This is a genomic window from Paenibacillus sp. JT31N11 (genome assembly GCF_056269285.1).
This window is the reverse complement of record NZ_JBWDNQ010000001.1, coordinates 1,312,388-1,327,148: the sequence shown is the minus strand read 5'-3', so window position 1 is coordinate 1,327,148 and position 14,761 is coordinate 1,312,388. Positions and strand designations below refer to the sequence as shown.

17 protein-coding genes and 1 pseudogene are annotated in these 14,761 nt (G+C 50.6%); 5 read left to right on the top strand and 13 right to left on the bottom strand.

The genetic code is table 11. The features are described 5' to 3' along the window. The first annotated feature begins 18 nt into the window (after positions 1-18). From arsC to AC0YNV_RS05805, 3 genes are all read left to right on the top strand, one after another. Positions 19-441, top strand: coding sequence for an arsenate reductase (thioredoxin) (arsC, locus tag AC0YNV_RS05815; protein WP_210045336.1), 423 nt, complete (start codon positions 19-21; stop codon positions 439-441). 61 nt (positions 442-502) lie between these two features. Beyond that, positions 503-937 carry a protein-tyrosine phosphatase family protein gene (locus AC0YNV_RS05810; protein ID WP_475766591.1) on the top strand — a complete coding sequence of 145 codons (435 nt, stop codon included), beginning with the start codon at positions 503-505 and terminating at the stop codon, positions 935-937. A 365-nt stretch (positions 938-1,302) separates the two neighbouring features. Continuing rightward, complete coding sequence (locus AC0YNV_RS05805) at positions 1,303-2,085, top strand: pirin family protein (RefSeq protein WP_475766589.1); 783 nt, start codon at positions 1,303-1,305, stop codon at positions 2,083-2,085. 190 nt (positions 2,086-2,275) lie between these two features. On the opposite strand, the pseudogene AC0YNV_RS05800 reads toward AC0YNV_RS05805, so the two are convergent. After that, positions 2,276-2,392, bottom strand: a pseudogene (locus AC0YNV_RS05800) (group II intron maturase-specific domain-containing protein); the annotation flags it as partial. Positions 2,393-2,561: 169 nt separating this feature from the next. Between AC0YNV_RS05800 and AC0YNV_RS05795 the strand changes: the two are divergent. Beyond that, positions 2,562-3,152 (top strand): TetR/AcrR family transcriptional regulator, encoded by a 591-nt coding sequence (locus AC0YNV_RS05795; RefSeq protein WP_475766587.1) that lies wholly within the window; start codon positions 2,562-2,564, stop codon positions 3,150-3,152. Here the strand turns inward: AC0YNV_RS05795 and AC0YNV_RS05790 are convergent. The 12 genes from AC0YNV_RS05790 to AC0YNV_RS05735 form a co-directional block, all read right to left on the bottom strand. Beyond that, entirely contained in the window at positions 3,147-4,265 is a 1,119-nt protein-coding gene (locus AC0YNV_RS05790) for a Gfo/Idh/MocA family protein (protein ID WP_475766585.1), read from the bottom strand. The genes AC0YNV_RS05795 and AC0YNV_RS05790 overlap by 6 nt on opposite strands. An 82-nt stretch (positions 4,266-4,347) precedes the next feature. Further along, complete coding sequence (locus AC0YNV_RS05785; RefSeq protein WP_475766583.1) at positions 4,348-4,764, bottom strand: MarR family winged helix-turn-helix transcriptional regulator; 417 nt, start codon at positions 4,762-4,764, stop codon at positions 4,348-4,350. 238 nt (positions 4,765-5,002) lie between these two features. Then, positions 5,003-5,326 (bottom strand): aldo/keto reductase, encoded by a 324-nt coding sequence (locus AC0YNV_RS05780; RefSeq protein WP_475766581.1) that lies wholly within the window; start codon positions 5,324-5,326, stop codon positions 5,003-5,005. Between the two features lie 125 nt (positions 5,327-5,451). Then, the gene (locus tag AC0YNV_RS05775; protein WP_475766579.1) at positions 5,452-5,598 is read right to left on the bottom strand and encodes a hypothetical protein; all 147 of its coding nucleotides are present in this window, start codon (positions 5,596-5,598) and stop codon (positions 5,452-5,454) included. Between the two features lie 372 nt (positions 5,599-5,970). Next, positions 5,971-6,966, bottom strand: coding sequence for an oxidoreductase (locus tag AC0YNV_RS05770; protein ID WP_475766577.1), 996 nt, complete (start codon positions 6,964-6,966; stop codon positions 5,971-5,973). A 432-nt stretch (positions 6,967-7,398) separates the two neighbouring features. Continuing rightward, positions 7,399-8,850, bottom strand: a complete 1,452-nt coding sequence (locus tag AC0YNV_RS05765) for an MFS transporter (protein WP_475766575.1) — start codon at positions 8,848-8,850, stop codon at positions 7,399-7,401. Positions 8,851-8,980: 130 nt separating this feature from the next. Beyond that, the gene (locus tag AC0YNV_RS05760) at positions 8,981-9,619 is read right to left on the bottom strand and encodes a cysteine hydrolase family protein (protein ID WP_210045351.1); all 639 of its coding nucleotides are present in this window, start codon (positions 9,617-9,619) and stop codon (positions 8,981-8,983) included. A 26-nt stretch (positions 9,620-9,645) separates the two neighbouring features. Further along, positions 9,646-10,713: an ABC transporter substrate-binding protein gene (locus AC0YNV_RS05755; RefSeq protein WP_475766573.1), complete on the bottom strand. Its 1,068-nt coding sequence runs from the start codon at positions 10,711-10,713 to the stop codon at positions 9,646-9,648. Positions 10,714-10,780: 67 nt separating this feature from the next. After that, positions 10,781-11,659 carry an ABC transporter permease gene (locus AC0YNV_RS05750; protein ID WP_210045353.1) on the bottom strand — a complete coding sequence of 293 codons (879 nt, stop codon included), beginning with the start codon at positions 11,657-11,659 and terminating at the stop codon, positions 10,781-10,783. Positions 11,660-11,688: 29 nt separating this feature from the next. Then, positions 11,689-12,492 (bottom strand): ABC transporter ATP-binding protein, encoded by an 804-nt coding sequence (locus tag AC0YNV_RS05745; RefSeq protein ID WP_475766570.1) that lies wholly within the window; start codon positions 12,490-12,492, stop codon positions 11,689-11,691. 108 nt (positions 12,493-12,600) lie between these two features. After that, positions 12,601-12,948, bottom strand: a complete 348-nt coding sequence (locus AC0YNV_RS05740) for a Na-translocating system protein MpsC family protein (RefSeq protein ID WP_210045354.1) — start codon at positions 12,946-12,948, stop codon at positions 12,601-12,603. A gap of 383 nt (positions 12,949-13,331) precedes the next feature. Further along, on the bottom strand, positions 13,332-14,231 hold the full coding sequence (locus AC0YNV_RS05735) for an SDR family oxidoreductase (protein ID WP_475766568.1): 900 nt from the start codon (positions 14,229-14,231) through the stop codon (positions 13,332-13,334). Positions 14,232-14,396: 165 nt separating this feature from the next. Here AC0YNV_RS05735 and AC0YNV_RS05730 point away from each other — a divergent pair, with 165 nt between their 5' ends. After that, positions 14,397-14,726 (top strand): winged helix-turn-helix transcriptional regulator, encoded by a 330-nt coding sequence (locus tag AC0YNV_RS05730; protein WP_210045356.1) that lies wholly within the window; start codon positions 14,397-14,399, stop codon positions 14,724-14,726. The last annotated feature ends 35 nt before the right edge of the window (positions 14,727-14,761 follow it).

The following is a 14,761-nucleotide window of genomic DNA, read 5'->3' as shown; positions in this document are numbered from 1 at the left end:
CTAAAGGGGATTTTATTCATGGATAAGAAACTCGTCTATTTCCTTTGTACAGGCAATTCATGCCGAAGTCAGATGGCGGATGGATTTTTGAATGCTATCGGCGGTCATCTTTATGAAGTGAAAAGCGCAGGCTTGGAAGCACATGGCTTGAATCCCCGCGCCGTAACTGTCATGGCCGAGACTGGTGTCGACATATCGGCTAACAAGTCGAAAACCATTGATCCCGAAACGTTAAACCGCGCTGCCTATGTCATTACCTTATGCGGACATGCTGATGAGCATTGTCCCGTGATCTCCAACCCTAATGTTATGAAATGGCACTGGGGTTTCGACGATCCTGCGAAAGCGACCGGTACAGAAGAAGAAATCATGAACCAGTTCCGTGCGGTCCGTGATGCCATAAAGTCTCGAATCGAGAAATTTGTCCTGAATGGCGAATAATCAAACCAAGTCAGCGATCACGTTGTGATATGAAAATCCAATATTTTGAGGAGTGTTACCTATGTCCGGAAATTATCAAGCCCTTGTAGGGGACCAAATCTTTTTCGGCGGAGCGGCAGATGCGGAAGAAATGATTTCGGAAGCGCATTGCGAGGTCATTATTGATTTGCGCGCCGAAGCCGCTGAAGACGACTATCCGTATAAGAATATTACTAGAATCCAGGTTCCGATCGGGGATCATTCCGACACCCCGCAGTCCGAGCTGATTGACCAAGCTATTAATCACGTCCTTGATGCTTACAACAGCGGGAAGAAGGTCGGCTTCCACTGCGGCGGAGGTAAAGGCCGGACGGGTGCAGTCGCGATCGGAACATTAATTAAGCTGGGATTAGCCGATTCTATTGATAATGCAGAGCAGCAGGCCAAGAGCATCCGGCCCGCTATAAGCATCCGTCCGCCTCAGCGGGAAGCATTGGAGAAGTTATTTGACAAGTAAGAAAGGAAATCCCTAGGATGCTTGCAATCAAAACTCGCCGGGCGGAACTGCAGAATCCCATCGAACCGGCGTTATTATAAACATCAAAGACCCCCTTCCGCTCATTTTTGACGGAAAGGGGTTTTTATTTCTTTTATAGGTGGGATCCTCCTGCAGCTTCAACCATCTGACCCGGGATCAAGCGGCCATCAAATGGACAGATCCACGAGATCATTGGTCTTGACATTCATTTACCCTAATGTTAGGATATTTTTATCCTAACATTAGGGTAAATGATCACCATATAACGAGCGCCCCCGAGAGCGAGCCGATTTGTTGAGGCAGACTGGACTCGGCGCATAATCTCTCAGCGAAAGGAATGATTCATGATGACGATTAAAATTTATCCGCCGGAACAGCAGGACAGCTCCTGGTTCGACGGGACCAATATACGCGTGCAGAAGCCGATCGGCTTTCCCCAGGAAAATTCTGTCGTGCAGCGCGTCGGTCCTCTATTCTACTGGTCCTGGGCCCATACCAAAGAGAAAGGCGGGATCGGCCTGCACCCGCATCGAGGATTCGAAATTATGTCCTATGTCATCAACGGTCAGTTGACGCATGGAGATACGCTTGGAACGAAGAGCACAATCGGTCCTGGCGGAGTGCAGGTTATGCAGACCGGTTCTGGTGTATCCCACCAAGAGGAGGTTCAGGGACCCGATGCGGAAAGTTTCCAGATCTGGTTGGAACCCTATCTGAGCGAAGCAATGAAACGGACACCCACCTATCGGGATTACCGGAATGAAGATTTCCCGGTGACGGCGCCGGCACAGGGCGTCAGCCGGAAGACGTTGATCGGTGAAGGAGCGCCGATTCAGCTGGTCACTGATGTTAAGATGTGGGACATTACAGTCGCACAGGGCCAGGCCTACCAGCATGTAATTCCCGCGGGATATTCCTGGGCGGCGCTGGCAGTCAGAGGCGACGGAACATGGGAGAATATCAACCCGGAGAATGAACCCGTTTTGTTCCATCATAAGGATTTCAGTGTGATTGAAGCAGCGGGTGATAACAAGAGCATCGGGCTCCGGGCCGATCGGGATAACAATGTGCGGATGTTCGCCATTGAACTGCCAACAACTGTCGACTATCCTTTGTATCAAAGGTAAGATTTATTCTTAACAGCATTTTTTTAATGCCATTAATCAATTTGTGAAGCTCGCTAATTGCCCGTCACGATTGGGTTTCAATACTCATTGCATATGGTTGTCATTTATTTAATTAAATTAATATTTAATTAGGTTAATCATTAGTTGAAGCTGCAGATAGGATAAGCTAAACTCCTGCAATACCAAAAGGTTAATAAAGCTCCTTATACCGAGAAAGCAGACTTTTCAGCCCTTTCGCCTCCCCACAGGCAGGAAGGGCATTGTTTGTGTTCAGGGACATTCCCCAAGCTCCACGGCGTGAGTTGGCATCACAAAACGGCCAGCTCCGGCCCTATTTACAACGTGTGTTGATTATTTGGCGCTTGTTGATTATTATATAGAGAAGTGAAGGGAATTCAATCGCTAATAAGAATGCGTTCGTTCCATATTCAACAACAAGGATGAATGCGTTTATTATCGGAGGGGGCTGGCGAAGCATGGAGAGCGCGACCAAACTAGACAGACGAATCGTAAGGACCAAGGAAGCCATCAACAAGGCATTTTTAGATCTTTTTTCTGAAAAAGAACTTGAACAAATCACCATCAACGAGATCGCGGAAATGGCCAATGTAAACCGGGGAACCGTCTATCTGCACTACGAAGACAAATACGATCTGCTGAATAAATGCATTGAAGACCATTTGAGCAAACTGATCGCTTTTTGCAGCCTTCACGATATAAAACGGGAGGAAACCGTGCTGCTCAGCGATCTGAAGCCGGTGTTCGTTTATTTCGAGGAGAACTTTCAGTTTTTCTCCGCCCTGTTCGCGAATCGAAGAACCTTCGTATTCCGGGATCGTCTGCTGCATTTTATATCAGCCAGCGTTCAAGCTAAACTTGAAACGCAAGACCATCCATCTGATATAGACAAAGAACTGAATGCCCAATTTATGGCTTCGGCTTTTGTTGGTATCGTGGAGTGGTGGATACAGCATAAAATGCCGCATCCCCCTCAATTTATGGCCGAACAGCTATACAGATTGTTTGAGAAAAATGACATCGCAAATATAAGAAATCAATTTTTATAAATACTGGCGTTCGCCGGATTCAGCTGCTTTTTCGACCGTATCCAGGAGCTGGTGGACTTTAACAGCATCCGCAAAGGTCGGCATACGGAAGGTTCCTTCCTGAATATCTTTGGCAAACTTTCTGAGCGCTTGTGCCACATTTATGACGGGTCCCCCCTGATTGTTGATTGCGTCAGGTACCCAGCGATAGGAATCAGGGACAGTCAATTCATTCAGCGAAGCTTTTGGTTCTTCTTCGGTCTGATGCGCACCGGACAGTTTGTAAGGTCCCATTTGAATACTGCCCTTGGCGTTTTGAAGAACAAGCATGCCTTTGCCGCCATAAACTTCCAAATAAAGTCCCGGTTGTTTCACCCCGCCTTGAATATGGACGCTGGCCATGGCCCCGCTGTTCAATTTGCCATGAATCAATATTTGATCATCCGATGTTTTTTCCACGATTTCACCGGTGCCGATTACTTCGGCTTGTTTGTACTGATTCTCCAGGGCGGCCGATAATTCTGTGAAATCACCCAGTATATAGGTGAGCGCATCAAGGGAGTGTCCGCCATATATGGCTAATAGATTCCCGCCTGCCGTTTTGTCAAAGACATACCTGCTGGAGTTGAAACCGAATCCCCCCATGACTTCTGTGTAAGCTCGCAAATTTACCGACAGTACCTTTCCGACATATCCCTCCGCAATAAGATCTTTGAGATAATTGATTTCGGGTGCTTGTCTTGCTTGCAGACCAATCGTGTTATGAATATGACTCGTCTCCGCTAACTTCTGCATCTTAATCGCTTCGGCGGTGCTGGCACCCAACGGCCATTCACTATACACATGTTTCCCGGCAGACGAAGCTGCTTTTACGGCATCGTAATGTTCCCCGACCTTCACACTGACCACCACCATATCGACATCGGAATGCTGCGACAAATCGTTTGCGTTGGCAAAAGCATAAGCGGCATTGAATTCACGGGCACTCTCCTCAGCACTTTCCATCCTGCTTGTGCTTACAGCAGCAAGTTCAAGCTCTGGAAGTTGTTGTATCGAAGGAATATGTGTCCCCTTAGCCCATCCATTATTTATGGATCCTCCAATAATACCAACACGAACTTTATTGTTACTCATAATAAATCAGCTCCTTATACATATTATTATTAGCTTGCCTCCATAAATTATTAGCAGGCTAACTATTGGAATAAAAAAAAGCTCAGGAAAGATTCTTTTCCATTCGCTTCATCATATTTTTTAGCATAATTCGTTCTTCCGGAGAAAATCCTTCCAGCAGCTTGTCTGTCTGCTGTCTCCAGATTTTCTCGACGGGCTCAAGTAACTCCCGCCCCTTTGGGGTAACGTACACTCTGCTCACTCTTCCGTCTGCATCATCGCGCTTCCTCAATAAAATCCCTTTCTTCTCAAGCTTATTGATCATATTGGTTACAGTAGGAGGTTCACAGTTAAGACTTTCACTTAACTGGACATGAGTCACTCCGTCCGCTTTCCAAAGCTGGCATAATAACTGATCCTGTCCAACATAAAGATCTACACTGTTCAGCAGCTCGGAAAAGTTACGGCGCATTTGAGCGGATATTTTAAAGAGACGCTCCCGGATTTCTTCATCAATCATTAGTATAGCTCCTCAAATTATTTTAATTAGCTGGCTAATAAAATAGTATCTATATTTTTATCATACTTATCCTTCTTTGTAAAGAACCCTTGCTCCGAAAGGTACATGAATCAATCCCGAGAGGCCATAAAATTAACCTGTCAGATCTGACTGGTTGTTTATGTCACCTTGCTAAACAAGGATCGCTTTCCAGGATACTTCCAGGGTTTGCCGAATCTCCCGCTCAGTCAACGGGTATTTATGGACATAATATCCTTTGGCGATTGAGGAAATAATACCGTGGATAACCCTTCGGGCCTTGACTGTGCGTAATCCCGAATTTGGTCGCGATCACAGCTTCCTCCCGCCGGCCCTTGAGCGCCCGTCCAACCAGCTTCTCATTGATTCCGAAGCGCTGCTGCAGGAATTCTCCATAAATATCTGCAGTATCGAACATCGTTACGCCGAGCTCCAGCGCTCCCTGGATCGTGCGCACAGACTCCTCATCGTTTGGCATCATCATGGTGCCAAGGCCCAGGGCCGACACTTCCAGCCCTTCGCGTCCCAGTTTCCTTGTTTGCATATAGGGTTTCCTCATTTCCCTGGATTGATGTTGATTGAATATAGATTCATTCTAATCGATCCGTATGGAGGCAGCCACAGTATGCTTATACTAGTAACAGGACTACCAGGCTGGGGACGTGTCAATTATTTCGGCAGCAGAAAAGAAGGTTGTGTTGGTTGTGTTCGCCAAATTAGAGGGTCAGCTTCGTCCTCCTGCCCGCAGGCTGCTGCAGTCAGGGCCAGTATCAAAACCGCAATGATCGTGAAAGAAAGCTTAATTGATTTCCTCATGGTAATCCTCCCAATTATGTATAGGTCTCATAATCCAACTCCATTTTCCCATTGTCGCCCGTACCTTTCCGACCCTCCTTATGTTCTGAATCCATCTTCATGCTAATCATCGCGTGCTGATTAATATGAAATGAATAATCGAATTCCGATTTGATTATTCTTAAACGTAATATTTACTTTTAATATAGTGACCATTATAGAGTGAGGATGATTCAAGTGTCAAGAAGACAATTATCTGAAGGCGATTTGCAAGAAATGTGAAAAGGCCGCTCAATTCCTGGAAGCAGGAATCTGAGCAGCCCTCGAAGTGTATGCATAGGAGCATTAATGCTTGAAAAAGATCAACCGCCCGGATCAGCGCGTCTCATCCGTTCAAATCGTGAACTTCACGCCGGTCAGTTCCTCGCTAAGCAGCCACAGCCGTTCCGCAAATTCGGGATCGATCGCCCATTGCACGACACCCGGACCAATCGGAGCGTCATCGGGAACAACCACGGAGATGTCGGCATCCTCGCAGTAAACGCCGCCCATTCCGTCCAGCTGTGTGCTTGCTGCGCACCAAACGCTTGTTGCCGCACCCTGCTCAGGGGACTTGTACCGAGAAGGATCGGAAGCGACGCGGCGGCCCTGTTCGTCGAGCGCGCCCATGGCGCGCATCTCGTCATCCGACAGATGACGTGATAGATCGGTTATAATCACGCCGGGATGGAGCGAGAAGGCGCGCACGCCGGACGAATATCCACGCTTGTCCAGCTCGACGGCAAACAGCGCGTTGGCTGATTTGGACTGGCCGTATGCTATCCATTTGTCGTACTCTTTGCGTTCGAAGTTCGGATCCCCGAAATCTATGCCCGAATAGCGTATCGCCCCCGAGCTGACCGAGACAACCCGTGCGTTTGCCGACTTTTTCAAGGCGGGCCAGAGCCGGGCAGTCAGCTGGAAGTGGCCCAGATGATTGGTGGCCAATTGGGATTCGTATCCACGCGCATCACGCGTAAGAGGAACAGCCATGATCCCGGCGCTGTTGACGAGAATATCCAGCGCCCTGCCGGAATCGAGAAACCGCCGGGCGAAGGCATCAATCGAAGCCGGATTTATAAGATCAAGCGATTCCAGCTCCACCCTTGGCATCCCGGCTACTGAAGCGCGGGCTTTTTCCGGCGTCCTTGCGGGTACAATAACTGTCGCTCCCGCTTCTGCCAGAGCGCGGGTTGTTTCAAGGCCAATGCCTGAATAGCCGCCGGTTACGATTGCAGTCTTGCCGCTCAGGTCGCGTCCGCCAAGCGCCTCACGCGCCGTTGTTTGATGCCCGAAGCCCGATGGAATCGGCGCTTGCGGGGTGATTTTATATAAGTTATCCGTATGCATAACCAGTCTCCTCTCGTGTCTTGAGATATGATGTTCCGAATATTATCCAGCTATTCAGCCTTCCCAGCCTCTACCGGACTTAAGGTAAAATCCGTCGTCTGCCAAATGCGAGTGCATGTTCGTTTTCCCATGCAATCGAAAATCCATACTCCACCGTCCTGCTCTCCTTCCAGTATGTTGGACGCTATGGTTAGGATTGATTCGCTGCAAGGGATATCTTATCGTTTGGAGTGCACTCCAAGTCAAGCGGTATTTCGTTTATTATTTCTTCCAATTCCATCCTTGATACGCTTGCATGATTATTTCGTTCAATGGAATACGCAAAATAAAAAGCCGCAGCTTTGCGCGGCTATGTTCTTTAAACTATGGCCGACCCGAATAGACTCAAGCGTTGATCCCTCCCAATGCTCCCCATATATCCCCGAGGCAGCACTAGACCATCGATTTCTGTTCCACACCGGCGTGCGATCCGGCACGATCCCGTCTTGCGCCGACGCGCACGATCCATACAAAAACCAGCAGGGCTGCGAGCACAATCGCCGCCATCGACAGATACCCTTCCCGGAAGCTGCGCACAAGCTGACCGGCACTGCCTCCTGCTCCAGCGCTCTGACTGCCAGGCGCGGCAATCATAATCATGCCGCCGATGGCCGCGCCTGTCATCATGCCAAGATTGCGGTTCAGCGCGATCATGCTGCTCATCATGCCCAGATTCTGTTTCGGCGTGCGGCTCATCACGATGCTGTTGTTCGGCGACGTGATCATACCCATCGCGCAGCCGAGCAGCACAACGAACGTGATGACGTAACCCAGGCTGGTGTCCACTGAAAGGAAGCTCAGCGCAGTCATGGCGGCGACCATACAGCCCAGCCCTATGAGCATGATCGGCGTAGAACCGTATTTATCGGAGCTGCCGCCGCTCAGCGGCGCGGATATGATCAGCGAAGCCGGATATGCCATAACCACCAGACCGGCAGCGGCCGGCTCCATCCCCATCACGCTGCGCAGAAATACAGGAAGTACGATTTGGGTGGCAAATGCTGCGGCATACGTGACGATTGTCAGCAGGATCCCGAAGACGATTGCGGGATGATTGAACATGGCGAGCCGGATGAAAGGCGCACGGCCAATTCGCGCCCATCTGGCGGATAAGCTCCACTTGGCGAACAGATAGGCGAATACGGAGAAGGACGCAAGCAGCAGCCAGACGACCCCCGAATTCCATCCCAGGGTCGTTCCGAGGTTCAGACCTGTAACAAGCCCAGTGAGGGAAACGGCGAATAACCCGGCCCCGGGCAAATCGGGCATGGCCTTGCCGACTGTCTTGTCCTTCGGTATTAGCCGCTGCGCGAGCAGCCAGGCGCCGAGTGCAACGGCAGCGAGCAGCCAGAAGTTGAACCGCCAGGAGGACAACTGAATAATGATGCCCCCCAGGCTCGGGCCGATCAGAGCGCCGGCGGCCACGAAGGTGCTGACTGTTCCAAGCGCTCTTCCCCTCTTCTCCGGAGGGAACAGCGAGACGACGAGTGCCATATTATTCGCCTGATACATGGACGCCCCGATGCCCTGAAGGATGCGGAAGCCGATCAGCGCAGGCAAGTTGGGCGACAATGCGCAGAATAAGCCTCCAATCATAAATATAAAATATCCCAGATTGTGAATATCCCGCTTGCCCCGCAGGTCTCCAATCGCGCCCATCAGCGGCAGACAAACGGATATGGTCAGCAGATAGATCGTCACCACCCATTGGGTCGATGGAATGGAGCGGTGAAAGTCTCCGGCGATATCGACCAGCGCAATATTGAACATCCCTGCCGACAGATTGGACAGGAACGCTCCAAGACATATGACATACTGGATGGCAGCGGTTGATTTGGTTTTCACAGCAGCATTCTCCCATTTCTGTAACGTATTAAACAGCGCAGCGTGCGGGTGCCGGGAAAAAGAAAGGAGGCCGCCCACAGGCGGCATAATTGCCGCTGGAGACGCCTCCTTCCGGTTATGATTGTGATCTTCAGCCTGCCGTCGTAACGGTCTTGGCAGCCATTGACTCCCATGTTTCGATCAATTGGCCGGAATTCACGACAGTACCAAAGAATCTGTCGATGTTCGAAAGCGTTGTGTCATGCTCCGCTTGCGAGAAAGCGGCGCAGCCATCGGCTACGAACGCAATATTGTAATCCAGCATGTAGCCATGGCGTGCGGTGGATTCCACGCATACATTCGTGCTGACGCCGGTCATGACCAGCGTCTCGATTTTCAGGGTGCGGAGCACGGAGTCCAGCCGGGTATTGATAAAGGCGCTGTACCGGTGCTTGTTGACGATAATCTCGCCCGGCAGCGGAGCCACTTCGTAGAACTCTGCGCCCCAGGTGCCGGTCCGGCACACTTCGCCCGAGCGGCCGTCCGAGCGGCCAGTCCAGGCAGCGGAGTCGGTCGCCTTCTCATGGAACGTCTGGATGAATATAATCGGCACACCGTATGTTCTTGCTCCGCTAAGCAGACCGTGCAGATGCGGCATCATTTCCTTCACGCCGCTGACATCGCTGCCGCGACGGGCACAGGCGCCGTCGGGATGACAGAAATCGTTTTGTACATCGACTACGATAATAGCCGTTTTTGAAGGCTCCAGGTTTTCTTTTACGAGTCTCATTGTCGTCACCTCATGGATTATTGTAGTTATTTCGCGTTATTCACGAATTGCATATCAATCAGGCTGTCATACGTATAGGGATCTGTAAATATCTTGGTTTTGGCCATGACATCCATGTCGTTTTTAAGCGCGTCTTCAGAAATCTGCCCGTCCGGACTCCAAAGCTCGTCCGCATAAGCGCGTTCCATCGATGTTTTAAGCGCCTCATCCGTCATGGTCGGAAATTCCAGCTTTGCTTGAGCAGCTGCATATTCCTTATCGTCTTTGACCTTCTGCAACACCTCCAGAATCGAATTCACGAATTTTTGGACCGTATCCGGGTCCTTCTCAATGGTCGATTTCTTGACACTAAGGACGGAATAGGCGTAGTCGCCAAGCGAATGGAACTTGTAGAACGGCTCGTCCCACACCCCCTTGGACATTCCATCGCTCACCTGCGGCTCGGCGCCGTTCGCGATTTCCCCAGCTCCGGACTGCATCATGGCAACAACCGCGGAGCTGTCCGCCGGCTCCAGAAGCTGCGCGTCCTTATCGGGATCAAGGCCGAGCTCAATGAGCAGGTACCGGCTCAGCAGATTGGGCGTGCCGCCATGACGGCCGACAATCAGCTTCTTGTCCTGGAGAAAAGCCTTCAAGTCCTCAGGCGAATCGCTCTTCGGCCCGGTTCCTTTTTTCGCCATCAGATATACATTTGCCCGGTTGACGACATTGACGACGGAGATGATCGGATCGTCGTTCTTCCTGTTGGCCATGGCGTTGGATTCCGGTCCGCCGATAACGCCCCAGGCGTCGCCGCTGACGACTGCCGTTACATGCGTGCCTCCGGCGGCCGTGATCACCTTTACGTCCAGACCGTTCTTCTTGAAATACCCGTCCCGCTGCGCAATATAGAGCGGCAGGTAGCCGATAGAATGGAGCGGCTCCGCGATAACGAGTTTCTTGAGCGGGCCTGCCGCGACGGTTTCGGTTCCGGATGTAGGCGCAGCAGCGCCGGTATCACCGGTGTTGTTCGAGGTCTTGCTGCCGCAGGCGGCGGCCAGGCTGAACAGACAGACGCAGATCAAGGCAGCCAACAATTTACGGGTACGCAGCATGATTTCATCTCTCCCTTTTTTGGCTCATAGGCCATCTCTATTGAGCAAACAACCGTTTCGGCTGGAGCTACTGCTTGATGAAGCCCTTGGACAGCCACTTCTCCAGGGCAACGACGCCCCAGTACATGACCATGGACAGGATGGAGAGCACAACGACGCCGACCCAGACGAGATCAATATCGAGAATGGTCCCGGCATACATGATCATCCGCCCAACCCCTTGACTGGAAGCAATGAACTCGCCGACGATAGCGCCGGCCAGAGCAAGCGCGATATTGATGCGCAGGCTGCTGATAATCCATGGCATCGACCACGGGACGACAACCTTTGTGAATACCTGCCTCCGCTTGGCACCCAGCGAATACATCAGCTTCTCCATATCGGGATCGACGCTCTTGACGCCGCTGTGGGCGGAAAGCGCCGAGACGATGACAGTCAGGGCGAAGGCCAGCGCTACCTTGGAGAAGAAGCCGATGCCGAGCAGAATAACGATGATGGGAGCGAGCGCCAGCTTCGGCATGGCGTTCAGAATAATCAGGAACGGCTCGCTGATCAGCGCATATTGTTTCGACCACCAGAACGATAAACCGATCGCAGCGCCGATGGCTGTACCGGCGACGAAGCCGATAATGGTGGAGCCCGAAGTATACAGCATGTCGGACAGCAAATGATTTTGCGTTGCCTGGATCCAGGCAGTCTGGGCGATTGTTACAGGACTGCTCCAATAGTAGGAATCCAGCCAGCCAATCCGCGTAAACCCTTCCCAAACCACCAGCACCAGCAGGGTGATTAATAACCGGCCCATCATGACAAAACGCTGGCTTCTTCTTTCCTGCAGCTCCTCATCCTGAATGACCGGCGCCTCGGCCCGATGCGCCTCTTTCTTATGAAGCAGGTTTTCAATCACAGCCGATTTCAGAAACGTTGCCTCGCTCTCGATTTTCATAAGTGCAGTCCCTTCCCTCTATCGTTTATTTAAGAGATCATTTCTGCCGCCTGCGCTGTCTGCTGCTCTTCTGCGAGCAAACCCATCAGATGATTTTTCAGCTCCATGAACGCGGGCGAGGTAAGATCCTCCTGCTTGCGCGGCCGCTCCATGTTGACCGTCACCTTTGTCTTGATCCTGCCCGGCCTTGCGGTGAACACGTAGATTTCATCCGAAAGATAGATCGCCTCGTCGATATCGTGAGTGACGAACAGCACCGTTTTGCCGAAATCGCCCCACAGCTGCAGCAGCCAGTTCTGCATCGTTATCCGGGTCTGAGCGTCCAGCGCCCCGAAAGGCTCGTCCAGCAAAATAATATCCCGGTCGTACAGCAGCGTCCGCAGCAGTGCGGCTCTCTGCTTCATGCCTCCGGAAAGCTCCTTCGGATAATGCCTGTCAAAGCCCTTCAGCCCATACCGCTCCATCAGGGGAAGCGCCCGCTCCACCGCCTGTTTCCGGGGGACGCCGCGAATTTCCATGCCGAGAATAATATTGTCCAGTATCGTGCGCCATGGCAGCAGCATATCCTTCTGGAGCATATAACCGACATGCCCGGTTTTCCCGATAATGTTGGTGCCGCCAGCCAGTACTTGACCTGTCGACGGGGGAACCAGCCCGGCAATAATGTTGAACAGCGTCGATTTCCCGCAGCCGCTGGGTCCGATGATGCTGACAAAGCGCCCTTCCTCAATCGACAGGCTCGTTTCCTGCATGGCCATGATGTCTTTCCCGTTTTTCCGGAAAATTTTACTCACACCGTTGATCTCGATCATTTGTCCCGCCGCATTCTCCATACCAAATTCCCTCCCGCGATAGAATAAAAAAACCGCCAGCTCCGGGAAGACACAGATGTGCCTATGCTTTCCCAGGAACTGACGATTTTGTCGGCTCTCCTTGCGGAGCTACAACGCATCATTCAGATAACTTTCCACGTCTCGATCCAGGATGACGATCGTACCGGAGTATTCGGTCTCAATATCGTAATCCTTCAGAATCGCAACGATATTAAATTGAAATGCCTGTTCAAATTCCCTCTTGATTTCAGCCTTGAAATGCTCGGATAACAGCATGTCCAACCTTCTGGTGGACGCGATGTCCTTCCCGTCCAGGAGCTTTAATACCGGTACGCGATGATTGATAGACAGAATCAATATTTTGTTGCCGACAAAATCAACCTTCTGACGGCTGACGCCGGCGTTGAACATCCCCATGTTAATCTCATTGTACAGCTTGAGAATGCTTTGTTTCATACTGCCTGCTGTCCAACCCAATTCATCACACCCTATGATTGTTATATTTTCTAACACAGTATTGGGTGTTTTGCTTTGTTGAGTTTTATTATATCGGAAAATATCTGACTGTCAACGATTTTATGTAATATTAAATAACATATAATAATAGATATATAGATTACGGTCTTAAATATGACGTATATCTAACAATAATATAGGAAGAACCGGCTATCGCCCTCTTCTTGCGGCACAGCGAATATCCTCACCTCTGAAATATAAGCTATGTAGGGGAAATTCTATATTTTCAAAAAAAAAGCATGGACGTTCCTGTCTCTCGACAAGGGACGTCCAACCTTTTTCAATCGACTAAATGACATATTCGTAAGGCTTGCAGGCTTTGCTTAAGTTTCCGTCATTACGCCGCCATTGACGTGAAGCACCTGTCCCGTAACAAAGGAAGAATCGTCGGATGCCAGATAAATGTAGGCGGGCGCAAGCTCGAATGGCTGCCCTGCGCGTTTCATCGGCGTTTCAAGTCCGAAGGTTTTAACATATTCAGCCGAATAGCTCGATACGATTAGCGGTGTCCAGATCGGTCCCGGAGCTACGGCATTGACCCGGATTCCCCTGCTGACCAGTTGGAGCGACAGCGAACGGGTAAAGGATACGATCGCACCCTTGGTAGAAGAATAATCGACAAGTAAAGGGGCGCCTGCATACGCGGTAACGGATGCCGTAGATACAATCGCGCTTCCCGGCTTCAGATAAGGCAGCGCAGCCTTCGTCATGTAGAAATGCGGAAAAATATTGGTCCGGTATGTGTCCTCAAGCTGTTCATTGGAAATATTAGCTATGCTCTCCTGCGGGAACTGGACGCCCTGGTTCAAGATAAGAATGTCAAGTTTGCCGTAGCATTCAATCGTCCGTTTCACCACATCCCCGGAAAAACCAGGCTGGCGCAAATCTCCTTCAATAAGGAGGCAACGGCCGCCATAATGCTCAACCATCCGCTTGGTCGCTTCGGCGTCCTCGCGCTCGTACAGATAGACGATCGCCGTATCCGCTCCTTCTTTGGCGAAGCCGATGGCAACTGCGCGGCCGATTCCGCTGTCGCCCCCGGTGATGATGGCTGCTTTCCCCTCCAGCTTGCAGCTTCCCTTGTAATGGGGATTGTCGGATATAGGAATCGGGTTCATTAAATACTCTAAGCCAGGCTGCACGTCCTGATGCTGGGGCGGAAATGTGATCGGCACCTGCTGGCATTTTGTCTGATAACCGTAATAGGGGTACATGGGAATCACAGCGAAACCTCCATTTGCTTTTCTAGTCAAAACCAGAGTATTCGCCCAGTTCCTGATTGGTACCTGTCACGGTGCAATTATGGGGTGGATTAACCTATCACTGCATGTTATGATTTACTTAATAATTTAATATTACTATATTATTGAAAGTGAGATGACAGAACTGTGAGCACGACTGAGGAGGACAACCAATGCATTGCTTCCATATCCGAGGTTTTACAGCTTCTAGCAGGCAAGTGGCCTTTTTTAGTTATCACCGAGCTTCTGAGAGAGCCTCAACGGTTTAATCAATTACGCAGAAATTTGGGGAAAATCAGCACGAAGGGATTGACTGACACCTTACGCAATCTTGAGCAACACCGAATGCTCACCCGCAGCGTTTTTCTGACTGTACCGCTGACTGTGGAATACTCCTTGACGGATAAAGGAAAGGCCTTTACCGGTGTTTTTATGGAAATCAACCGCTGGAAAAATGAATGGGATCCTGTCGTTTAGAGGAGAAGCCGGCTTTGTTTGGGCAAAACCGGCCA